The sequence below is a fragment of the Cerasibacillus sp. genome, assembly GCF_036516575.1.
Lineage (GTDB): Bacteria > Bacillota > Bacilli > Bacillales > Amphibacillaceae > Cerasibacillus.
The window spans coordinates 26,892-47,544 of record NZ_DATBTY010000068.1; the positions used below are offsets into that span (position 1 = coordinate 26,892).

Genomic DNA, 20,653 nt, shown 5'->3' on the forward strand with positions numbered 1-20,653 from the left:
ACTCTCTTATTTTATTTTAACGCGACCAAGTCCCATTGCTTTTTTAGCTTTACGTAACACCTTGTTCGCCTTAAATGATGCCTTTTCTGCACCCTCATCAAGGATAGCATCAAGTTCTTCGGATTCAATCAGTTCATTGTATCTTTTTTGGATCGGTTCTAACAGGTTGACAACAGCTTCTGCTACATCTTGTTTAAACTCACCGTAGCCTTTTCCTTCATATTTCTGTTCCAGGGTTTCAATCGATTCTCCTGTACAAACTGAGTAAATTGTTAATAAATTTGATATCCCAGGTTTGTTCTCTTTATCGTATTTAACGATTCCTTCAGAATCAGTGACAGCACTCTTTACTTTCTTAATAATTTGTTTTGGTTCATCCAACATCGAAATAAAACCTTTAGTATTTTCATCTGATTTACTCATTTTCTTTAACGGGTCTTGTAGGGACATAATCCGAGCACCTACTTTAGGAATACGTACTTCTGGAATAGTGAAAATGTCATTATAGCGATTGTTAAACCGCTGTGCTAAATCGCGTGTTAATTCCAGATGTTGTTTCTGGTCATCACCGACAGGAACGATATCGGTGTTATAAAGCAATATATCAGCTGCCATTAAAGCTGGATACGTAAATAAGGCGGCAGAAACAGCAGATTTCCCCTCAGATTTATCTTTGAATTGAGTCATTCGCTCTAATTCTCCGATATAACTAATTGATTGCATCATCCACCCCAATTGTGCGTGTGCAGGAACTTCGGATTGAATAAACAAGGTTGATTTTTGGGGGTCAATGCCCGCTGCTAAATAAAGCGCAGCAAGAGAACGGATATTTTTACGAAGTTCTAAACGATCTTGCGGCACAGTGATTGCGTGTTCATCGACAATACAGAAATAACATTCATGATCATCTTGAAGGTCAGCAAATTGTCTTAGTGCACCCAAATAATTTCCTAATGTTAATGTACCGCTCGGTTGAATACCTGAAAAAATGGTTTTCATTTACATCACTCCATTTTAATAATATGTTGAGACAACAAAAAAAGCCCATTCTTCCCTCACTAAAAAGGGACGAATGAACCCGCGGTGCCACCCTAATTTATCTTACATTGTAAGACCACTTCATTAAAATACAGCTCCAAAGCCCACTTCCAAATTGCCATGGTACTTGTTTACACCACCCACAAGTTCTCTAAAAACCAGAGGACAACTGTACTACATCTTCTTCATAGCCACTTATATACAATTTGTTACATTATATCCTAGATTAAAGTAAAAAGGCAAGTAAATAAACAGACATAATCATTTAAATAGGATTCACAGTTCAGTGTTCTTTCGATATAATAGATAAATAGATTGATTGGGGGCAGGGGAAATCATGAGGAAAAACATATTAAATATAGTGATGAGTTTTATCATGAGTGTTGTTTTATTGTTTCCTTTAATTACATATGCGGAAGAACCTCTACATGTGTCATTTCATGAGACGAAACAAACAGAAATAAAATTGCTGGATCCGGATCAGCGTTTTAAACGATATACATTTTCATCGGGGTATGATTTTTCGTATCCTGACGCCGTTCGGGGAATCTATGTGACAGGCCCTTCAGTTGGTGGTGAGCAATTTCAAAGTTTATTAAACTTAGTTGATAACACTGACTTAAATGCGATGGTCATTGACATTAAAGATGATTTTGGCTATTTGACATTTACACCTGAAAAAGACTCACCATTTAAAAACATAGGATCAAATTATATTAAAGACCCTGAACAATTAATGAAGACACTTGAAGAGAAAGAAATATACCCGATTGCACGCATCGTTGTTTTTAAAGATACGTATTTAGCTAAAAAACGTCCAGATCTATCTTTTTTGGACGGTGAGAAAGTATGGGTTAATCGGAGAGAGGAAGCATTCGTTAATCCATATGAAAAAGAAGTATGGGAATACAATATCGAAATTGCTAAGCTCGCAGCTGAGATGGGCTTTAAAGAGATTCAATTTGATTATGTAAGGTTCCCAGAAGGATTTGAAACACGTGACGAATTGCTAAAATACAGTCTCGGAGATTATAAGAATTCTGAAAAAGACTCCGTACAGCGTCGGGTTGATGCTGTAACAGATTTCGTCCAACACGCCAAAAAAGAACTGGCCTATTATGATGTGGATGTGTCTGTCGATATTTTTGGTTATGCAGCGACAATTCCTGAGACACCAGGAATCGGACAGAACTTCTCTAAAATATCAGAAAATGTAGATGTTATTTCATCAATGATTTATCCAAGTCATTGGGGGAACAATTTCTTTGGCATTCCAGTTCCTGATAAAGAACCATACCGCCTCGTTTCAGAATATGCTAAGGTTGAAAATAATGTTTTAGCAAAACTAAAAAATCCACCAATATCTAGACCGTGGATCCAAGACTTTAGTGCAACATGGTTGTATAATGGTTCAAAACCATTTTATTATGGGAAAGAAGAGGTTGAGGCACAAATTAAAGCATTAAAGGAAAACGGGATTAATGAATTTTTATTATGGAATGCAGCCAATACGTATACGAAAAATGTTAATTATTTAGTGAAATAACGGAGGAGGTGGCTTTTATTAGCTACCTTCTTTTTTAAAATAGGGGTTTAAATCTGTTTGTATTTGGGAATGTTACAAATATGTGAAGTTATACTAAAAAATAAGTAAAATTGTATATTTCTTTTAAAACCCCCTACCTTTTACTTGACATTTATAGTATACTTATACATGAGGTTATTTAAACTTATTATTATTTAATAAGCTATTTGTTCATGTAGATGATAAATATAGATACAATATGAGGAGTGACGTATCATATGGTAACACTTTATACCTCACCGAGCTGTACATCTTGCAGAAAAGCAAAAGCATGGCTAGAGGAGCACGACATTCCATTTAAAGAACGAAATATTTTTTCAGAGCCGTTAACGCTTGAAGAAATAAAAGGGATTTTACGCATGACTGAGGATGGGACAGACGAAATTATTTCCACTCGTTCAAAGGTCTTTCAGCAGTTAGATGTGGACATCGAGACACTTCCACTAAATGAATTATTTACACTGATTCAGGAAAACCCAGGATTACTCAGAAGACCGATTATTTTAGATGAAAAACGTCTCCAAGTAGGCTATAACGAAGATGAAATTCGCCGCTTCTTGCCAAGAACGGTTCGCACCTTCCAGTTACGTGAAGCACAACGCATGGTTAACTAAATGAGAAAGACTCAATATGAGCGGAGATCACATACGATTTGGTCTTCGCTTTTATTATACTATATTCATTTTCGATTCATTAGTCAATGAAAAGCTATAAGAGTGACATTTATTAAAGAACACGGTAAAATATTAATTTAAGCATCTTATATAGGCATTTGAATTTTCAAAATGGATGATGTTTCATACAATAGATATAAGCTAACAAAAAACAGATTTTAATATATGGGATATTTCATGTCCAAGCGGTCACCGCAAGTGAAAAAACGGTGTTCCCCTTAAAAGATTTGTTTAGAAGGGAGAGGGTAACATGGATATAGAGAGGATTAATGATCACACAATTAAATTCTTTGTCACATATCAAGATATAGAAGATCGTGGCTTTAAACGTGAAGAGATATGGTATAATCGCGAACGCAGTGAACAACTCTTTTGGCAAATGATGGAGGAAGTCAATGACCATGAAAAATTTGACATAGAAGGACCATTATGGATTCAAGTGCAAGCCATGGATAAAGGCTTAGAAGTCATTGTGACAAAAGCGAATATGGCAAAAAATAATGAAAATCTTGTTTCAATTGAAGGCCTTAAGAATATGGATGCTCTTGAGCATAATCAGGTCGAAAAGCTTTTAGAGGAAAAATTTAATGAAGCAGAAGCAGAAACAGAAACAGAAGATGATGATGTTGAATTAGGGGAAGATTATTTCTCAATGGTTGCTAGATTCAAAGATTTTGAGGATGTTATTCAGCTTAGTCACTATGTAAGTGATGTGACAGATCCAATCATTAATAGACTATATGCTTATAAAGGGCAATACTACATGTATATTGAGTTTTTAGATGAATGGGTAGATGATGAGCGTAAAGAGGATTTAATCAGTCGAATGCTTGAATTTGCAACTGAGGCGGATGTCACCGTTCATGTCCTTGAAGAATATGGAGCGGAGATTTTTGCAAATAACGTATTTGAAAATGTACGATATTATTTTTCAGCATGAGATATGAAATAAGAAGAGTGAAGCAAGCGGAGTAGCGCTTGCTTCTTTATTTATATCTTATTGTATACGAATAATTTCGATGTGAATTTCCTTGGTATCTGGATCATCATAACTAAGAATGACATGCTTTCTATCGTAGGAAGGTGTCATAAAATCTAATCGTTCTAGGTTCGTGTCAATTTTTGTGATTTCATTTGTTCGAACATTATATTTAAAGAGATTCTCTTGTTCGTTGTCTAAGTATACAACTTCTTCTCCAAATGAAAGATACTTCGTAATCCAAGTTTCGCTAATAACTGTATGTTCTCCCTTCTTCACATTTGTAACGGTTAATTGATTTGTCACCCAATCTCGGTGATCTTTGAACTCAAGAGCGTAATAATAATCTCCACTAACTTCTATATACCCAGGTGTCCCTTGTTTAGATTGATAACTTTGGGTTTCACTTGTCTTCATATTATAAGAGACAAAATAATTTTCATCATTTATGATATCGGACCAGTAAATAGAATCACCATCAATATAAACCCAATTATTATAAAAGGAATGCTCATATACTTTACCAATCGTTTCATAGTTATCTTTGTCAATATCATAGATGACAACACGGGCATCATCATTGTCATGATCTCTTTGAATCCAAGCGACGATATTGCTTTTTAAAAAAGGGGCGACTAATTCTAAATCATCTGGCTCTGCTTCATATAATATTTTTGTTTCATTTGTTTCTCGATCTAGAAGAATAATTCTAGCCATTAAACCCGATATTTCAGACTCTACCCATGTCATATAATGATCATTAACCATTAGATCATTAATAGCGAGATAGGGTGCCTTTGATTCATAAAATATGGTTTCAGTTTTGTCATCTAGATTTATTTCAATTATTTTGTTTGCAAAATCTTCATCCTTTGTTGCAGTTGGAATAAACAAATAATGATCATGCATAGCAATATTTGATGGGCTATTATACCCTGAAAGATTTAGCACCATGTTATCTTGCGTTGTGTTACAGGATACTAATAAAAATATAAAAAATAGAGTGATAAACTTCCATATATTACGGTCCATTTTTTCACCTTTCAGTTTTTGACATAGCTTAAATGAGTATTCATAATTATACTAATAAACCATATTTGGATTGCCACCTTTACGATAAGCTTTTCCTGTTGAGCGGAAAGCTCCGTTTTTCTTACTCGAACCTACATTATCCCAATGTTTTCCAAAGTAGGATTTACTATAATGAGGATCGACACTTTTAACACGCTTTAGTCCAGTTTTATAATTATATGACCATGCTTGTATTGAGTTATAATGTCCTATATTTCTACCTTTATATCGCTTTAAATACCGTGTTTCATACAATAATATAGGTGCTTTTCGTTTAGTTATTAAATTGTTTTTAATTCTAGATTCCCAAGTTCCTTGTTGAGAAAGTGTAACATTACCAACAACATATTTAGACTTAAATTTATAAGTTGACGCATATTTATTGAGTGCGTTTCTAAGTCCGTACGATGAGGAGCCTGCTTTCGTTGTTCCAGCCAACTTAGCAATTGTTTTTTGCGATGGTAAACCTTTGGATGAATTTTTATGAAAGCTTAAATTTTGTTGGACAGCTGCTGGTCCGCAGTCATATCCATTTATTTGCCTTTATATTTTACAATTACAATCATACTACTATAACATACATAATTCAACCAAAATACAGAAAACTCATTCGACTTATTTCGACATATTTTTTAAAATGGTCATTTGATAAATAGAGCAGGAAATCCATGTCAACGTGTCGAATATAATTATACGAGGTGAGATTGATTATGTTATCAGCTATCAATCATGCGGGTCAGGTGATTACGTTAGCTACCTTGACACGTGAAGAAATTAAGCGATTAAAACAAGATGATTTTTTCTGTCCCGATTGCAATGAAAAGCTAATCATCAAGGCTGGTAAAATAAACATACCCCATTTTTCACATCAAGCAGAATCAGCTTGTCCTTCAAATCAGGGGGGCGAAGGAACATATCATGAGACAGGTAAAATGAAACTTTATAACTGGTTAAAACAACAAGGAAACCAAGTTCAACTGGAGGTTTACTTTGAGTCAATTAAACAACGAGCTGATCTTTTTTTAGAATGGAAGAAAAGGCAAATCCCGATTGAATATCAATGTGTCCGCCTCCCAGTTGCATCAGTTATCGGTAGACAAAGAGGTTATCAGAAAGCAGGACTCACATCGATTTGGATTTTAGGAACCAAATTATTGAAGCGATTAGGTCCATCACATATCCGAATGGACACCTTTACCCGCCACTTTATTCATCAATTAAATCCACGATTCCCACCGACTTTATACTACTTTAATCCAACAGCCTCATTATTCACAGTTGTATCAGATATCCATCTAACCCAGCAAACCCGCGCATTAGCTAAAATAAGACATATCCCTCTACACCGAGTAACTTTCACAGATTTATTTCGAAATGACCAATTTGATAAAGAAGAGTTAATTCTTTTATGGAGCGAAGAAAAAAGGCGATTTAGGCTTAGGCCACGTTATCGATTAGCTGGAAGAGAACGTAAGTGGCAAGAATGGTTATATCATCATCATTTACATGTGGAACATTTACCATCTATCATTTATCTCCCTGTCTATTCTTCCTATTTAATGAAAACACCTCTTGAGATATGGCAAAGTTATTTATATGTTAAGACGTTACGTCCACTCCAAGTTGGTCAAACTTTTTCATTAAACACATGTATACATCAACTTCAAACAATGCGCATCTGTCAGTCAGATTATCCCCTATTAGTAGCGCCACCAGAACCAATTCAACAATATTTGGATCTACTCGTTAAATTAGATATATTAGAGCGTATAAATTCCAATGTTTATCGTAAAATGAAAGAGATGCAACCTACTCGTCATATTGAGGAATCGCTTCAAGAGGACGAAAAATTGATAGACATACTTGAGAAAAAACTTCGCAAACCGAAGTGAAATATTTTGAAAGAAAGTTTTGAATGCAGTAAAATGATTAATAATCATATTAAAGGAGGAATGAAATGTGTCACAAGCAAAAACATTACAGAAAAGAAGCGATGTTCCAAAAGAAAGAACATGGCATTTAGAAGATATTTTTGCAACAGATGAATTATGGGAAGAAGAGTTAGAAAAGCTTCAAACTGATTTGCCTAAAATGAAAGAATTACAAGGTACACTCCATGAATCTGCTGAGCAAGTGTATCAAGTGTTTAAATTACAAGATGAACTATCAGAACGACTTGGTAAGCTCTACACATATGCTCATATGCGTTATGATCAAGATACAACGAACTCATTTTATCAAGCATTAAATGCAAAAGCAGACCATGTATTAACACAAGCCTACAGTACGATGAGTTTTATCGTGCCTGAATTATTAAGTATGGATGTGGAACGCCTGAAGTCATTCTTAGATGAAAAAGAAGAATTGAAACTTTATGACCATACGATTGAGCGTATTTTACGTCAAAAGGAACATGTTCTAAGTGAACGTGAAGAAGAAATACTAGCAGAAGCATCAGATGCGCTATCAAGCTCTTCACAAACATTCGGCATGTTAAACAATGCTGATTTAAAATTTCCAATGATTAAGGATGAAAATGGTGAAGAGGTTGAATTAACTCATGGTCGTTTTATCACCTTTATGGAATCGAAGGATAGAGATGTGCGTAAAGCAGCATTCAAAGCGATGTATGATACATACGGAAAATATAAAAATACATTTGCATCAACACTAACTGGAAATCTTAAAGCTAATAATTTCAACGCAAAGGTACGTCGTTATCAATCTGCGCGTGAAGCTGCTTTATATGGAAATAATATACCAGAACAAGTGTATGAAAACCTAGTTGAAGCAGTCAACGAGAAATTACCCTTATTACATCGTTATTTAAAATTGCGTAAAGAAGTACTTGAACTGGATGAGCTGCATATGTACGACATTTATACACCGCTTGTAACAGATGTCGATATGAAGGTTCCGTATGAAGAAGCACAACAATACGTACTTGACAGTTTACAACCATTAGGTGAGGACTATGTCAACATTGTAAAACAAGGTTTTGAAGACCGTTGGATTGATGTTGAAGAAAACGTTGGAAAACGAAGCGGTGCTTATTCTTCAGGAGCATATGGGACAAACCCATATATTTTACTTAACTGGCAAGATTCAGTCAATGATTTATTTACATTGACACATGAACTGGGGCATTCTGTACACAGTTATTACACAAGAAAAACACAACCATATCGTTATGGAAATTACTCTATTTTTGTAGCGGAGGTTGCATCAACTTGTAATGAAGCATTATTAAATGATTATATGCTCAATCATTTAGATGATGAAAAACAAAAGCTCTATTTATTAAATCATTTCCTAGAAGGTTTTCGTGGAACAGTCTTCCGTCAGACAATGTTTGCGGAATTTGAACATGATATACACCAAAGAATGCAAAAAGGTGAGGCTTTAACGGCTGATAAATTAACGGAGATTTATCATAATCTAAATAAAAAGTATTTTGGTACGAACGTTATTTCTGACGATGAAATTGGATTAGAGTGGGCAAGAATTCCTCATTTCTATTACAATTACTACGTCTATCAATATGCGACAGGTTATTCTGCTGCAACAGCTCTCGCACATAAAATCCTATCGAAAGAAGAAGGTGCGGTTGGGCGCTATCTTGATTTCTTAAAAGCAGGTAGCAGTGACTATCCAATCGAGGTACTAAAACGAGCTGGCGTTGATATGACCTCAAAACAACCGATTTTAGATGCATTAGATGTGTTTGAAGAAAACCTGAAGAAAATGGAACAGTTACTACAAAAGTAATTAAAAAGGGGCTGAATGATAGGCCCCTTTTATAGTCATATATATACTTTCCTTCATCGCATTTTTCCCCGATAAACACGCCGATGTGTAAATGAAAAGATTGTAAAATAAATTGAAAAAAACAGGAGTGGTAATGTAAAATAGAGTGGTATGAGTTGCATAAGGGCTAAAATATTAAGGAAGAATGAGACGATCGTTATGATTAAAAAGCTAAATGGCATAAACTCACGCATAAAATCCCTCCGAAAAAATGGTTGTTATACCATATGTGACTAAAATTTAAAATAGAAGTGAACAATTTGTGAAAGGTTACACAAAGGGATTGAAATCTATGGATTACCTTGTTAATATATAATTGTGAGATGAATCACAAACAAAACCCCTTTGTTTGATCATGAATCTTTCTCCCATCCCCCTTTGTTATAATATACAAAGACCGTGAGAAATAGAAGAGGATATACGCTGCCCCGTATATCCTCTTTTATGTTTTTTGATATGATTTTTGATCAATATATCCCCAAAATGATTCATCTTTACCCGATATTTGTTTGACTAATTGTTTAAGTTGTAGCTTTTTAAGTTCGCGTTCGGCTTTTTCTAGTGGCCAATCATATATAATTGCTATTTCATTAGAACTAATTATTTTATAAAATCGAATGAATTGGATTAAAGGTGGTTTCTCAGATGGAATAGGGTGACCATTCATCACTTCTGCTAATACGCGAACATAGATATCATATGGATAAATTCCTGATATTTTTATGCCTTGTTCATCTGTTTTATGATTCATATAGACGATTGATGGCAAATGGTCGATATCCATTTCATAAGTTAGTTTAATATCAGAATGTAACGCCTTTTTAGCTGCATAGGAATAAAGATCTTTTTTAAATTCTTCTAAATCGATCCCCACTTCATTTGCGCATTTAAGCAGTGTCGTCTTGTGCGAAATATCTTGTTGCTTTAGAAATAGTTTTTCCTGAACCTTTCTTAAAAAAAGTTTACCAGCTCGTTTACCTTGTAATTCAGCCGCTTTAATGGCCAAAGGTATCATATCTGGTGTATGAATGAGATTATGTGATTCAACATCTGTACAGCTGTTGAGATGAAAATTTTTAGCAGACAATCGGTAAATTTCCCTAATTTTTCTAGATACATGTAGTTGATAGAGACTCAATACCCCATTACGATTGCTTAATACGGGGCGAATAGTAAAGAAACGCCCATATTCAAGAGATAGTTTCCGCAAATACGGTTCAATAGTCCAACATTCAGGACATTGTGGATCAAGAAAGACGTATATTTCAATTGGCTTATGAGCTAAATTAAAAGAGGGATAGGCAGCCGATGTGTTTGTTTCTTTAGAGTTAACTAACCAAGATTGACTCCAAATCACACCGATTCTCCTTTCTTTTATACAGATGTATTGACCATATGATGAGCAGTTAGTGTTAAGCGTTCAAACATCACCGTACGATATGGCTCCTCAATTTGTACCTCGTCCAAAGCCTTAGCCATACAATCCAACCATGCATCTCTTCTAGAAGGTGTAATTTCAAAAGGTAGATGCCTTCTTTTCATCATCGGCTGTCCTCTATTTTCGTTAAATAATTTAGGGCCACCAAAAAACTGACTCAGAAACCAATATTGTTTGATTTCAGTTTCTGTTAAATCCTCAGGAAAAATAGGTGTTAGTAAAGGATGGTTCCCTACACGTTTATAAAATGCTTTAACAAGCGCTTTAATCGTTGAATCACCACCAATTGCTTCATAAATTGTGCCTGGTCTGTTTAGTGTATCTTGTAGCATTGGTTTTATCCCTCACTTTAGTATGGTTTCTATGATAAATATTACAAAATCATAAAAATAGTCTTTCAAATATTTTGTATATATCATTGTAACAACGTCTACTCATTTCAGCAAATTATCTAATATTATGTTTGTCATTTACTGTTAAAGAATCGTTCGATTTTGTTAGGTGTTGTCTTTTGCTTAATCTTATATTGCTCTAATAAATTTAAAAAAAGTGTTTTACCTGTTGAATATGACGGAGCTTCAATCTCGAGCTCATAATCCGTACATCCATTGTACATGCTTTTGTCTAATACAAAAATAAATCCGTTTCTTTCATACTGTCGGCGTATCGTTGTTAAACTACCGAAATATTGAAGTTCAGTAGGATTAATATTTAAATGTTTCAAACGGTTTAATGTATTCGGTTTTGGAATAATTGCTCCAGCTATCCATTGTGAAACTTCATTCTTAGTTAAAGAGTCATGCGTTTCTAATAGTCCTGACTCATATGGTTCTTTTAATGTTAAGTAAAATTTCCCTTCTTTTTCGCGAATACGTAAGGCACTGTGACATGACTTTAAATCAAATGATTCGGTTTCAAAGTAATGGTTAATTTGTTCCTTTCCTTCTTTTGGAAAGGGGAGTGCATTTAGCAAAAAGTTATATTCTTCGGTTGTTAATAAGTTCTTAAATTCAATCTCAATTTCTTGTTTCATTTCTCGTCTCCATTCACTTTTAACTCTTATTCAATTATCGCTAAAATCAACTTAATACGCAAAAGTTATCCACTATGTCAACTTATGTTAAAATAAGAAAAGAATGGACAAGAAATAGGTGGTGAATGATATGAATTGGGGAGCCATTTTAGCCCCTTATGCACAAGTTGTTGAGGAGTTAAAAATAAAGCTAAAGGGAATGCGTACGCAGTTTGAATATGAATCTAGACATTCTCCAATTGAATTTATTACAGGACGTGTTAAACCTGTACAAAGTATTTTAGAGAAAGCAGAAAGAAAACAAATACCATTAAATAAGATTGAAGAAATTCAAGATATAGCAGGTGTCCGAGTAGTTTGTCCATTTGTTGAGGATATTTATATGGTTGTTAATATGATCCGTGAACGGAAAGATTTAAAAATTGTTGCCGAAAAAGACTATATTGAAAAGAACAAAGAGAGTGGTTATCGATCCTATCATATTATTGTTGAATACCCTGTTGAAACAATTCATGGGATGAAAGAAGTATTAGCGGAGATTCAAATTCGTACATTAGCGATGAATTTTTGGGCGACCAATGAACACACATTAAATTATAAATATAAAGGAAGTATCCCAGAGAAGATTAAAGCGAGACTTAAAATAGCAGCAGAAGCAGCATTTATGCTTGATGAAGAAATGTCAAAAATACGTGATGAAGTTCAAGAAGCACAACGACTATTTCGTCAAAAATAATTTTGGGGAGGTAATCTCATGAAGTTTATGATTGTTTCTAAAGGGGATATGCGTTCTAACGATATTCAACAGACGATGAAGCGTTATCTAACAGAATTTGATCTTGTATATGATGTAGAAGAGCCAGATTTAGTCATATCAGTTGGTGGAGATGGAACATTTCTTGAAGCTTTTCACCGTTATGTTCATCGTTTAGATAAGACGGCTTTCATTGGGGTACATACGGGACATCTCGGTTTTTATGCTGATTGGTTACCGAAAGAAGTTGAAAAATTAATTATCGAAATTGCTAAGACACCATATAAAGTAGTCGAATACCCTCTCCTTCAAGTTGACATTCACTCTCATTCAGGAAAAGAGGATACGAGCTTTTTAGCCTTAAACGAAGCGACGATTAAAACAGCTGATGGGTCTGTCGTATTAGATGTCGAAATAAAAGGGGAACATTTTGAAACATTCCGTGGAGACGGTCTGTGCATTTCGACACCATCTGGGAGTACTGCATATAATAAAGCTTTAGGCGGCGGCATTATCCATCCCTCAATAGAAGCCATTCAATTAACAGAAATGGCATCGATAAATAATCGGGTCTTTAGAACAATTGGATCACCGCTTATTTTACCGAAACATCATCCGTGCATCTTGAAACCGACCGCTAATCGGAGCTTTTTAATTACAGTTGACCATTTAACAAAACAATATAGCCATATTAAATCAATTCGCTGTCGTGTAGCTGATGAAAAGATTCGCTTTGCAAGATATCGCCCGGTACCATTCTGGAATCGTGTCCGCGATTCTTTCATTGCTGATGGTAATAAGACATTTAGAGGTTCAAATGATTAAATTGGAGTGGGTAATTGAACCTGCATGTCATGGAATGACGATTGGTATGTACTTGAAAGCGGAGAAACAATTTTCACGGCGGATTTTAAAAGCTGTCAAGTTTGATGGTGGAAAGATACGATTAAATGATGAAGAGCAGACAGTAAGAGCTATCATAAAAGAGGGAGACAGACTCAGCATCTCATTACCAATTGAAAAAAGTGATACGCTACAACCGACACGAATGCCACTTGATATTGTCTATGAAGATGAAGCGATAATCGTCATTAATAAGCAAGCGGGAGTGGCATCCATTCCATCCATGAATCATCCGAAATCATCCATTGTTAATGGTGTCTTAGCGTATTACAAAGAAAAGGGCTTACCCTATACGGTCCATGTTGTGACAAGGCTTGATGTTGATACATCTGGCCTATTATTAATTGCTAAACATCGATATATTCATTCATTGTTAGCAAAAATGCAGCAAACAGGTCATATTGTACGTCGATATACTGCCATTGTTGAAGGGACTTTAAATGAGAAGAAAGGAACGATTAATCAACCGATTGGGCGCAAAGAAGGATCGATTATTGAAAGGATGGTACGAAGCGATGGGCAACATGCGGTAACACATTATGAAGTGGTTAGGGAAAGAGAAGGATATTCAATCATAAATATTGAGATTGAGACGGGGAGAACCCATCAAATTAGAGTACATATGTCATATTTAGGGTATCCTTTATTAGGTGATGATTTATATGGTGGGCGTTTTCGTGAACGCCATGCTTTACATTGTTCAGAGCTATCTTTTCTGCATCCCATTACGAACAAGTATTTAGTGTTCCAATCACCTATTCCAACTGATATGCTCCGATTAATTAAGATGGGGAATAATGCGACCAAATCTGATGACTCACGTTAGCATGAGGTCGCATCATTTTATACTATTGAGGAATGATTGAACAACTGGGAAATCTTTAATCAAAAGAACGAAAGCGGTCAGCTTCATATGGTTGTTTAGAGGGGACAGAAACGGTTTCTTCTTCAGGTAGTCTAAACGCGGTTAAGGTATTACCAAATACACAGCCAGTATCGATGTTAATCGTTTGATTGACAATTCTTGGTGCTAAAACAGGTGTATGTCCATAAACAATCCACCTATTTCCTTTATAATGTTGAGCCCAGTCTTTACGAATAGGCCTACCATTTTCATCAACTTCTCCAGTAGTATCACCATAGAGTACAAAAGATTTAGTTTCCTTTGTTTTTTTGCCAATGAGTGATTGTTTTATGCCAGCATGGGCAATAATTGCATTCACTTGAGGTAATTCTAAATATAAATCAGCCGTTTCATAAAGGGTGATGAACTGTTGTTTTATTTTTTGACGTTCTCGATCGTTTAATGTTACATACTCTCTAACCGTCGTTTCCAGTCCATGTTGTATTTTAACTGGATTACCTAAAAAATAACGATATAATTTATTGCAATGATTGCCAGGTGTGTATTTAGCAAGACCTTTTTCTATGACTAATTGATAAACAAGACGAATAACTGATAATGAATCTGGCCCTCTATCTGTGAGATCTCCGAGGAAGACTAACTGTCTCTGATCAGGATGAGTCCATCCATCACTGGTTAATGCATAACCTAACTTTACCAATAATTGTTGGAGTTCTTCGTAGCAACCGTGAATATCACCAATAACATCAATTTTCATACTAAACACCTACATTTTTTATTCGTTTTATTGGATTCTTGAAGAAAAGTTTACCATCGTATACCATAGAGTAGATACTAAATAATACTTGAAAAAGCGTGTTACCATTATTATAATCTATTACCTAATATATATTTCCTTGTTCAAGAAATGGGGTCATTCGCATGGGAAAACAGGATATAGAACATTTTCATAAAATAAAGATAGCATTAGAGCAAGAAGCGATTGAACAATTTCGCACCTATTTTTTAGAGTTGCATCCATATGATCAAGCCGTGTTTTATATGGAATTAGCTAAAGAAGAACGAATGAAAATATATAGTTACTTATCACCATTCGAAGTTGCTAACTTAATGGAACATATTGACTTATATGATACAGAGGAATTTATCTCTGAAATGGATCCCCGCTTTTCTTCTGTCGTTTTAGCGGAAATGGCGACAGATGATGCAGTCGACGTTTTAAATGAAATGGAGAAAGACAAGGTCGCGAGCTTTTTAACAATTATGGACGAGGAAGCTGCTAATGAAATAAAGAAGCTTCTCCATTATGAGGAAAAAACAGCTGGAAGTATAATGACAACAGAATATGTTGCCATCAATAAGTCACAGACTGTTAAAGATACATTACAACAACTAAAACGAGATGCACCTGAGGCGGAAACGATTTATTACCTTTATGTTATTGATGAAGATAAACATTTAGTCGGCGTTTTATCCTTACGTGATTTAATTATCTCTGACGAGGATACAAAAATTGAAGATATAATGGGAGAAAATGTTGTCTATGTTTCAGTAGGTAAAGACCAAGAAGAAGTTGCGCAAATGATACGAGATTATGACTTTTTAGCTTTACCTGTCGTAGATTTTAGAAAACATCTTTTAGGAATTATTACTGTAGATGACATACTGGATGTTATGGATGAAGAAGCAAGTGATGATTATTCAAAGTTAGCAGCAGTTGATGTTGACCGTCCGGATGACAATCCATTCGCTGCGGCTAGAAAGCGTCTACCTTGGTTGATTATTTTACTCTTCTTAGGAATGCTGACAGCAAGTCTAATTGGTATGTTTGAAGATACAATCGCTCAGGTTGCTTTACTCGCGGCTTTTATACCAGTTATTGCTGGTACAGCTGGAAATACTGGGACACAAGCATTAGCTGTAGCTGTGCGCGGGCTAGCAACAGGAGAATATGGAAAAGGTGACAAATTTAAATTGATTCTTAAAGAAGCGGGTACTGGTCTAATTATCGGGATTGTTTGTGGAACAGTTATCTTTGGTATTATTGCATTATGGAAGGGTCAGTTTTACTTAGGAATACTCGTCGGTGTAACACTCATGATTACATTGACAGTAGCGACTTTAGCCGGTTCTTTAGTCCCGTTAATAATGGAACGCTTAAAAATTGACCCCGCTGTTGCATCAGGACCATTTATCACAACAATAAATGACATCATCTCCATCGTCATTTATTTTGGGATTGCGACCGCCTTTATGAATTTACTTCTTGAGTAGGAGCACATTTGGTGCTCTTTTTCTTTTGCACACATTTTTAGATTAGGCTCATATAATAAAATGATTAAACGTTCAGAAAGGAGTCAAATCAAATGTCCAAACGCCAAACATCACATAATCCAATCCTTTATGTCCATCAGCCTAATATGAAAACTCCAGAAGCACATATGCAAAATCATTCAATTACGAGAAGGGAGTCTTCTACAATGAAAAAAAGACAAACAAGAAAAGCAATACCTTATCGAAGAAGGTTAACTAGACCAGAAATGACGGACAATGACATTGAAATGTCACCTATTAATACAGAAGAATCCAAATCATTTCAGGATATGACAATAAACGAAAGGTTAACTTATCTATCCCGTAACCCAAAATATACACCTAAACTTCGTTGTGAAATTATAGCTAATGAGAAGAAGTATCGTGGGATCATTCAATCATTTGAAGATGATACGGTCGTTATGATTGTTCAGAGAAGGCGAGTCAGTTTATCTGTTGCAGATATTATGCATGTCGAAATGTTAGGGTTGGGGAGACTATAAAAAAACCATTGAAAAGCGGGGGATTCCCACTTTTCAATGGCATCTTGTTATTAATTGTTAAACAATGAAACGGCTGGTAAGCATGTGATGTGGCAAAAACACTTTAAGTCAACAGTGATACAAATTCCAGTTGCTTGTAAATTTCTTGTTTTTTGCTCACATGGGCTCTTGAATTCACATTTATCTGGTGCTTCATCTCTTGAACGAACTAATTCAAGTACAGCACAACAGTCATCGAGGATTTTTTTCGGCCGGAAGATAAAGCTTCCTTTTAATTTACCGACACTGTCAATGTCATTTTTCGGTAAAGCACCAAATCCTTGGAATGGTTTACAAGTTCCTTCACAATATAAAATAATTGGTACCGTATCTAATCCGGTTCCTGGCGCCTCCTCACCTAAAAGATCATTAATTGACTGTTCACAGCTCGTTATACAGCAGTTCTCCGTAATATCGTTTTGGGCATCGATAATCTCCTTAACAATATCACATACACAATTTCTTCTATCCTTTTTAACGCATCCACAACCCATAAATAAATGCTCCCTTCTATTGATTATTCCCTATTAGGATATGAACCTGCCAAGGGATTGTGTGGGCAAATGTTTGTAAGAAGCTAATTTATTAAAATGGGCAATAATTCTGATGTGTGGTGCAATTGTGATATAATAAAAGTGAGAGGAGGGAGAATCATGGGGTATCGATTACCGATTGTTGATTATGTAGCAAATGATTATCAGAAACGTGTTATTCATACTAAGCAAAATCACATATATATTGACCATCCTTATAAAGTCATTTTACGTCCTCAGGAAGAGCAATTAAAAAAAGCTTTCCCTCCAAAAGGAAAAGCTGCTAACAAGAAAAGAAAACTGTATATTCCAGACCATCAGAGGAGAAAGAAAGATGCAGCGATGACTGGTAAGGGATTGTTTTTAGATCGTTGTGTGTAATTAATTATTGTTATTCTCGTTGCTTCTTTCGGTATAAGTCTGAATAAAAAGTGGTTCGTTTTCTGTGTATTCGGCGTATAACACGTCTTCTATACGATCAACTTTTTGTTTGGTTAATTCTTGTACGAGCCATTCTTTCGTTAAATTCGCTTCTCTAAAATTGTCTTCAATGATTTCTCCATCACTAATAATTGTAAAGGGGAGGTATGTTGCATCCCCATAAAGACTAAAATCCTTTTTAACAGGATTTTGAAAAACTGCTTTCTTTAGAACCGACAAATCTCCATTCGATTCCATGATGGCGTATTCTACTTCACGCACGGAAAAAACATCCTTTGATCGAAGTAATTGTTTGAGTTCATCAATATCTATTTTATTTTTCTTCATTTCTTCAAACATAATCTGCCCTTTATGAATGACAAGTGAAGGTTTTCCTTCTAAAAGAAAACGTGATTTTCGATATTTTTGAGTCAGCATTTCAACAGAATAGAGAAGAAGTCCCCAGAGGATAATTAAAAATCCAATTTCAGTAATACCAGCATTCTTATCAAATAGAGCATTACCGACAAGTTCACCAAGAACAACTGCCGCGATAAAATCAAACGGGGTTAATTGTGACATTTGGGTCTTTCCGAGTAATTTCGTTAAAATAAATAAAGCGATGAAACTAAAAATAGTATCGATAAACATGAACATGTATTTCATTATTATCATTCCTTATGGAGAAGGTAATTTTACCTTTTCCATTACAGCGGTAAATATTCAACAAAAAAGCAACAAAGCTATTGATTGTAGCTTTGTTGCTTTTTAAATGATTGCCTCGAGGATATAGATTTTTCCATTGTGACATGAGATATGCCTGCATCGATAAATGGTTTAGATTTAACACGATACCCCAATTTTTCATAAAAGCCAATGGCGTGTTCTTGGGCATTTAATAAGGCTCTAGTGTAGCCGTGATCTTTGATAGTTGATTCCATTGTATGAATAACATGCTGACCAAATGATTTACCACGATGCTCTTTTAACACGCAAATGCGTTCTAATTTACCATAATCATCGACAAATCTTAAACGGCTCGCAAGTATAGGTACCTCATTCAAATAGCCGATGAAATGGATGGCTTCTTCGTCATGGTCATCCATTTCGATTGATAATGGAACCTGTTGTTCATTTACAAAAACAGTTTTTCGAATGTTAAGTGCATCTTTTATTTCAATGTCAGTTTCAGCTACTTTAATATTCATATTTTTTCTTCACCGAAAACGAATGTTTCATAGACAGTCCAAGAACCGTTTTCTAATTGGTAAAGGAGTTGGAAGCGATCAATTGTATCTTTAAGATCAAATTTTTTCATTCTGCAAGTACCAAAGACGTCGGAAAATTCCACATCATTCATGTTTTGTCCAATTGTAATGTGAGGGACGAAAGGGTGTTCATGATTTTTTGGGAATTTTCCTGTGTGCAATTTTTCATGTAGTGTAATTAATTCATCGATTGGATCAACTTTTAAGTAGATGGTGTTAGATAAAGGTTGGAACGAGCTGACTTTTTGAATTGATATAGGGAACGGCTTTGTTTCATTTGCAATTTTTTTAAGTTCTAATATCAATTCATCTCTTTCCGAGTCTTCCATTTTAAATGGTGCTTTAACTGTAATATGCGGTGGAATTAAAGCATAATGCGTATCATACCGTTTACGATATGAGTTTGCTTCATCTTGAATGGCTTTATTAGGAAATAAGGCGATTCCGTAATTCATATGTGTAAAACCTCCTTTTGGATTATTCTAAAAATAACTATTAAGAAATAGTTTATTTCCCATTATAACAAATTATTTAATATATATAGCAAGTTTTTTCATTTTTACATAAATAATTAACATTTAACTGAATAAACAAGAGGGTGTCCTCTTGTTATTCAAACATTGTCTGTAATGCGTGGGGCATGTCTTCTTGCCAATATTTCCAAGTATGCTTGCCAGCCTCAATTTCCTTATAATGATATACAGGTCCTTTATCTTTTAAAAGGGAATAAAGTTCGCGATTCGGTGTTAAAAAGTCAACGTCCGACTCAACGAGCGTTTGTACATTTGTTTCAGCTGTTCCGATAGTGTGATATATCTCTAACGTATGAATGGTATTTGCTTGTTTGACTGTATGCATGACTAAATCATTCACATATGGTGATTGGATGATGACTTTAGAAAATAAATCTGAACGTCTCATAGCGGTCATTAAGGCTAACGTCCCGGCAAGTGAGTCCCCCATAAGTGCCCGTGATTGTGTTAATTGGTGGGGCAGTAAAGGATCTAATTTAGGAACAACTTCTTCGGTTAAAAAGCGAAAATAATTTTCCTGCTGTTCTCCATTCGGATGATATTTTTTACGACGGTCATACTTATCTCTATAGTGAATACCGACAAAAACTGTATCCTCAATATCTGCTTCATCATGAAGTTTGTCACTAACAGTAGCGACACGTCCGAGTTGAAAGTAATCATCTCCATCTTGCATGATGCAAACATGAAACGTGTTCATGGGTGAAAATGCTTCCGGCAAATAGATTAAAACATTCATCTTTTCCTTTAAAAAGTCACTTTCAATCGTCTGTTCTAGCATTTTACCTTTTCTTTTTCTACTCAATGAATGACACCTCTGTAAATATTTACCCCAAGTGGGCTGATATTATTCCTTCTATAACTAAATGGTAACACGAACTGAATGAATGGGCTATC

Annotated in this window: 24 protein-coding genes and 1 other annotated feature; of the genes, 11 read left to right on the forward strand and 13 right to left on the reverse strand. The window is 35.1% G+C overall.

All coding sequences use genetic code 11. The annotated features are described in order from the left end of the window. Positions 1 to 6 precede the first annotated feature (6 nt). A complete protein-coding gene (gene trpS, locus VIG73_RS11680) occupies positions 7 to 999 on the reverse strand; it encodes a tryptophan--tRNA ligase (protein ID WP_331642171.1) in 993 nt (330 codons plus the stop codon). 62 nt (positions 1,000 to 1,061) lie between these two features. Continuing rightward, positions 1,062 to 1,236, reverse strand: a binding site (T-box leader). A 139-nt stretch (positions 1,237 to 1,375) separates the two neighbouring features. Here trpS and VIG73_RS11685 point away from each other — a divergent pair. The 3 genes from VIG73_RS11685 (at position 1,376) to mecA (ending at position 4,237) form a co-directional block, all read left to right on the forward strand. Next, positions 1,376 to 2,584 carry a putative glycoside hydrolase gene (locus VIG73_RS11685; RefSeq protein ID WP_331642173.1) on the forward strand — a complete coding sequence of 403 codons (1,209 nt, stop codon included), beginning with the start codon at positions 1,376 to 1,378 and terminating at the stop codon, positions 2,582 to 2,584. A 257-nt stretch (positions 2,585 to 2,841) separates the two neighbouring features. After that, positions 2,842 to 3,237 (forward strand): transcriptional regulator SpxA, encoded by a 396-nt coding sequence (gene spxA / locus VIG73_RS11690; protein WP_331642175.1) that lies wholly within the window; start codon positions 2,842 to 2,844, stop codon positions 3,235 to 3,237. 310 nt (positions 3,238 to 3,547) lie between these two features. Further along, positions 3,548 to 4,237, forward strand: a complete 690-nt coding sequence (mecA, locus tag VIG73_RS11695) for an adaptor protein MecA (protein ID WP_331642177.1) — start codon at positions 3,548 to 3,550, stop codon at positions 4,235 to 4,237. 57 nt (positions 4,238 to 4,294) lie between these two features. Here the strand turns inward: mecA and VIG73_RS11700 are convergent, their stop codons facing one another. Continuing rightward, positions 4,295 to 5,308, reverse strand: a complete 1,014-nt coding sequence (locus VIG73_RS11700; RefSeq protein WP_331642179.1) for a hypothetical protein — start codon at positions 5,306 to 5,308, stop codon at positions 4,295 to 4,297. Between the two features lie 51 nt (positions 5,309 to 5,359). After that, positions 5,360 to 5,785, reverse strand: coding sequence for a hypothetical protein (locus VIG73_RS11705; protein ID WP_331642181.1), 426 nt, complete (start codon positions 5,783 to 5,785; stop codon positions 5,360 to 5,362). A gap of 272 nt (positions 5,786 to 6,057) precedes the next feature. Here VIG73_RS11705 and VIG73_RS11710 point away from each other — a divergent pair, with 272 nt between their 5' ends. Both VIG73_RS11710 and pepF read left to right on the forward strand, forming a co-directional pair. Next, on the forward strand, positions 6,058 to 7,239 hold the full coding sequence (locus VIG73_RS11710; RefSeq protein WP_331642183.1) for a competence protein CoiA: 1,182 nt from the start codon (positions 6,058 to 6,060) through the stop codon (positions 7,237 to 7,239). Positions 7,240 to 7,306: 67 nt separating this feature from the next. Then, positions 7,307 to 9,115 carry an oligoendopeptidase F gene (pepF, locus tag VIG73_RS11715; RefSeq protein ID WP_331642185.1) on the forward strand — a complete coding sequence of 603 codons (1,809 nt, stop codon included), beginning with the start codon at positions 7,307 to 7,309 and terminating at the stop codon, positions 9,113 to 9,115. 53 nt (positions 9,116 to 9,168) lie between these two features. Here the strand turns inward: pepF and VIG73_RS11720 are convergent, their stop codons facing one another. The 4 genes from VIG73_RS11720 to VIG73_RS11735 all read right to left on the reverse strand — a co-directional run bounded on the left by VIG73_RS11720 (position 9,169) and on the right by VIG73_RS11735 (position 11,625). Further along, positions 9,169 to 9,348 carry a hypothetical protein gene (locus VIG73_RS11720; protein ID WP_331642186.1) on the reverse strand — a complete coding sequence of 60 codons (180 nt, stop codon included), beginning with the start codon at positions 9,346 to 9,348 and terminating at the stop codon, positions 9,169 to 9,171. Between the two features lie 248 nt (positions 9,349 to 9,596). Next, positions 9,597 to 10,511, reverse strand: a complete 915-nt coding sequence (locus VIG73_RS11725) for a DsbA family protein (RefSeq protein ID WP_331642188.1) — start codon at positions 10,509 to 10,511, stop codon at positions 9,597 to 9,599. A gap of 17 nt (positions 10,512 to 10,528) precedes the next feature. After that, positions 10,529 to 10,924, reverse strand: coding sequence for a globin (locus VIG73_RS11730; RefSeq protein WP_331642190.1), 396 nt, complete (start codon positions 10,922 to 10,924; stop codon positions 10,529 to 10,531). Between the two features lie 134 nt (positions 10,925 to 11,058). After that, a complete protein-coding gene (locus tag VIG73_RS11735; RefSeq protein ID WP_331642192.1) occupies positions 11,059 to 11,625 on the reverse strand; it encodes a CYTH domain-containing protein in 567 nt (188 codons plus the stop codon). Between the two features lie 130 nt (positions 11,626 to 11,755). Here VIG73_RS11735 and VIG73_RS11740 point away from each other — a divergent pair, with 130 nt between their 5' ends. From VIG73_RS11740 to VIG73_RS11750, 3 genes are read left to right on the forward strand one after another with little or no spacing between them, the layout of a single operon-like run. After that, positions 11,756 to 12,361 (forward strand): GTP pyrophosphokinase family protein, encoded by a 606-nt coding sequence (locus VIG73_RS11740; protein WP_331642194.1) that lies wholly within the window; start codon positions 11,756 to 11,758, stop codon positions 12,359 to 12,361. Positions 12,362 to 12,379: 18 nt separating this feature from the next. Continuing rightward, the gene (locus VIG73_RS11745) at positions 12,380 to 13,204 is read left to right on the forward strand and encodes an NAD kinase (RefSeq protein WP_331642196.1); all 825 of its coding nucleotides are present in this window, start codon (positions 12,380 to 12,382) and stop codon (positions 13,202 to 13,204) included. Next, on the forward strand, positions 13,197 to 14,108 hold the full coding sequence (locus VIG73_RS11750; protein ID WP_331642198.1) for an RluA family pseudouridine synthase: 912 nt from the start codon (positions 13,197 to 13,199) through the stop codon (positions 14,106 to 14,108). Before VIG73_RS11745 ends, VIG73_RS11750 begins: the two co-directional genes overlap by 8 nt. A 55-nt stretch (positions 14,109 to 14,163) precedes the next feature. On the opposite strand, the gene prpE is transcribed toward VIG73_RS11750, so the two are convergent. Continuing rightward, entirely contained in the window at positions 14,164 to 14,904 is a 741-nt protein-coding gene (gene prpE, locus VIG73_RS11755; RefSeq protein ID WP_331642200.1) for a bis(5'-nucleosyl)-tetraphosphatase PrpE, read from the reverse strand. Between the two features lie 164 nt (positions 14,905 to 15,068). On the opposite strand from prpE, the gene mgtE reads away from it, so the two are divergent. Together mgtE and VIG73_RS11765 are read left to right on the forward strand one after the other, a co-directional pair. Beyond that, positions 15,069 to 16,421, forward strand: coding sequence for a magnesium transporter (gene mgtE, locus VIG73_RS11760; protein WP_331642202.1), 1,353 nt, complete (start codon positions 15,069 to 15,071; stop codon positions 16,419 to 16,421). A gap of 92 nt (positions 16,422 to 16,513) precedes the next feature. Further along, positions 16,514 to 16,963, forward strand: coding sequence for a CotO family spore coat protein (locus tag VIG73_RS11765; protein WP_331642204.1), 450 nt, complete (start codon positions 16,514 to 16,516; stop codon positions 16,961 to 16,963). A gap of 50 nt (positions 16,964 to 17,013) precedes the next feature. Here the strand turns inward: VIG73_RS11765 and VIG73_RS11770 are convergent, their stop codons facing one another. Further along, the gene (locus tag VIG73_RS11770; protein WP_331642206.1) at positions 17,014 to 17,496 is read right to left on the reverse strand and encodes a CotY/CotZ family spore coat protein; all 483 of its coding nucleotides are present in this window, start codon (positions 17,494 to 17,496) and stop codon (positions 17,014 to 17,016) included. Positions 17,497 to 17,655: 159 nt separating this feature from the next. Between VIG73_RS11770 and VIG73_RS11775 the strand changes: the two genes are divergently transcribed. Then, positions 17,656 to 17,916: a hypothetical protein gene (locus tag VIG73_RS11775; protein ID WP_331642208.1), complete on the forward strand. Its 261-nt coding sequence runs from the start codon at positions 17,656 to 17,658 to the stop codon at positions 17,914 to 17,916. Here the strand turns inward: VIG73_RS11775 and VIG73_RS11780 are convergent, their stop codons facing one another. The 4 genes from VIG73_RS11780 to VIG73_RS11795 all read right to left on the reverse strand — a co-directional run bounded on the left by VIG73_RS11780 (position 17,917) and on the right by VIG73_RS11795 (position 20,561). Further along, positions 17,917 to 18,621, reverse strand: a complete 705-nt coding sequence (locus VIG73_RS11780; protein WP_331642210.1) for a DUF421 domain-containing protein — start codon at positions 18,619 to 18,621, stop codon at positions 17,917 to 17,919. A 77-nt stretch (positions 18,622 to 18,698) separates the two neighbouring features. Continuing rightward, on the reverse strand, positions 18,699 to 19,163 hold the full coding sequence (locus VIG73_RS11785) for a GNAT family N-acetyltransferase (protein WP_331642212.1): 465 nt from the start codon (positions 19,161 to 19,163) through the stop codon (positions 18,699 to 18,701). After that, entirely contained in the window at positions 19,160 to 19,678 is a 519-nt protein-coding gene (locus VIG73_RS11790) for a YjcG family protein (protein WP_331642214.1), read from the reverse strand. The genes VIG73_RS11785 and VIG73_RS11790 overlap by 4 nt, the downstream gene beginning before the upstream one ends. Positions 19,679 to 19,832: 154 nt before the next feature. Then, positions 19,833 to 20,561, reverse strand: coding sequence for an alpha/beta hydrolase (locus VIG73_RS11795; RefSeq protein ID WP_331642216.1), 729 nt, complete (start codon positions 20,559 to 20,561; stop codon positions 19,833 to 19,835). Positions 20,562 to 20,653: the final 92 nt, after the last annotated feature.

What these genes read in the sequence shown, in the direction of transcription:
- trpS (WP_331642171.1), bottom strand. Translation starts at nt 999, where the DNA reads ATGAAAACCATTTTTTCAGGTATTCAACCGAGCGGTACATTAACATTA.
- VIG73_RS11685 (WP_331642173.1), top strand. Translation starts at nt 1,376, where the DNA reads ATGAGGAAAAACATATTAAATATAGTGATGAGTTTTATCATGAGTGTT.
- spxA (WP_331642175.1), top strand. Translation starts at nt 2,842, where the DNA reads ATGGTAACACTTTATACCTCACCGAGCTGTACATCTTGCAGAAAAGCA.
- mecA (WP_331642177.1), top strand. Translation starts at nt 3,548, where the DNA reads ATGGATATAGAGAGGATTAATGATCACACAATTAAATTCTTTGTCACA.
- VIG73_RS11700 (WP_331642179.1), bottom strand. Translation starts at nt 5,308, where the DNA reads ATGGACCGTAATATATGGAAGTTTATCACTCTATTTTTTATATTTTTA.
- VIG73_RS11710 (WP_331642183.1), top strand. Translation starts at nt 6,058, where the DNA reads ATGTTATCAGCTATCAATCATGCGGGTCAGGTGATTACGTTAGCTACC.
- VIG73_RS11720 (WP_331642186.1), bottom strand. Translation starts at nt 9,348, where the DNA reads ATGCGTGAGTTTATGCCATTTAGCTTTTTAATCATAACGATCGTCTCA.
- VIG73_RS11730 (WP_331642190.1), bottom strand. Translation starts at nt 10,924, where the DNA reads ATGCTACAAGATACACTAAACAGACCAGGCACAATTTATGAAGCAATT.
- VIG73_RS11735 (WP_331642192.1), bottom strand. Translation starts at nt 11,625, where the DNA reads ATGAAACAAGAAATTGAGATTGAATTTAAGAACTTATTAACAACCGAA.
- VIG73_RS11740 (WP_331642194.1), top strand. Translation starts at nt 11,756, where the DNA reads ATGAATTGGGGAGCCATTTTAGCCCCTTATGCACAAGTTGTTGAGGAG.
- VIG73_RS11745 (WP_331642196.1), top strand. Translation starts at nt 12,380, where the DNA reads ATGAAGTTTATGATTGTTTCTAAAGGGGATATGCGTTCTAACGATATT.
- VIG73_RS11750 (WP_331642198.1), top strand. Translation starts at nt 13,197, where the DNA reads ATGATTAAATTGGAGTGGGTAATTGAACCTGCATGTCATGGAATGACG.
- prpE (WP_331642200.1), bottom strand. Translation starts at nt 14,904, where the DNA reads ATGAAAATTGATGTTATTGGTGATATTCACGGTTGCTACGAAGAACTC.
- mgtE (WP_331642202.1), top strand. Translation starts at nt 15,069, where the DNA reads ATGGGAAAACAGGATATAGAACATTTTCATAAAATAAAGATAGCATTA.
- VIG73_RS11765 (WP_331642204.1), top strand. Translation starts at nt 16,514, where the DNA reads ATGTCCAAACGCCAAACATCACATAATCCAATCCTTTATGTCCATCAG.
- VIG73_RS11770 (WP_331642206.1), bottom strand. Translation starts at nt 17,496, where the DNA reads ATGGGTTGTGGATGCGTTAAAAAGGATAGAAGAAATTGTGTATGTGAT.
- VIG73_RS11775 (WP_331642208.1), top strand. Translation starts at nt 17,656, where the DNA reads ATGGGGTATCGATTACCGATTGTTGATTATGTAGCAAATGATTATCAG.
- VIG73_RS11780 (WP_331642210.1), bottom strand. Translation starts at nt 18,621, where the DNA reads ATGAAATACATGTTCATGTTTATCGATACTATTTTTAGTTTCATCGCT.
- VIG73_RS11785 (WP_331642212.1), bottom strand. Translation starts at nt 19,163, where the DNA reads ATGAATATTAAAGTAGCTGAAACTGACATTGAAATAAAAGATGCACTT.
- VIG73_RS11790 (WP_331642214.1), bottom strand. Translation starts at nt 19,678, where the DNA reads ATGAATTACGGAATCGCCTTATTTCCTAATAAAGCCATTCAAGATGAA.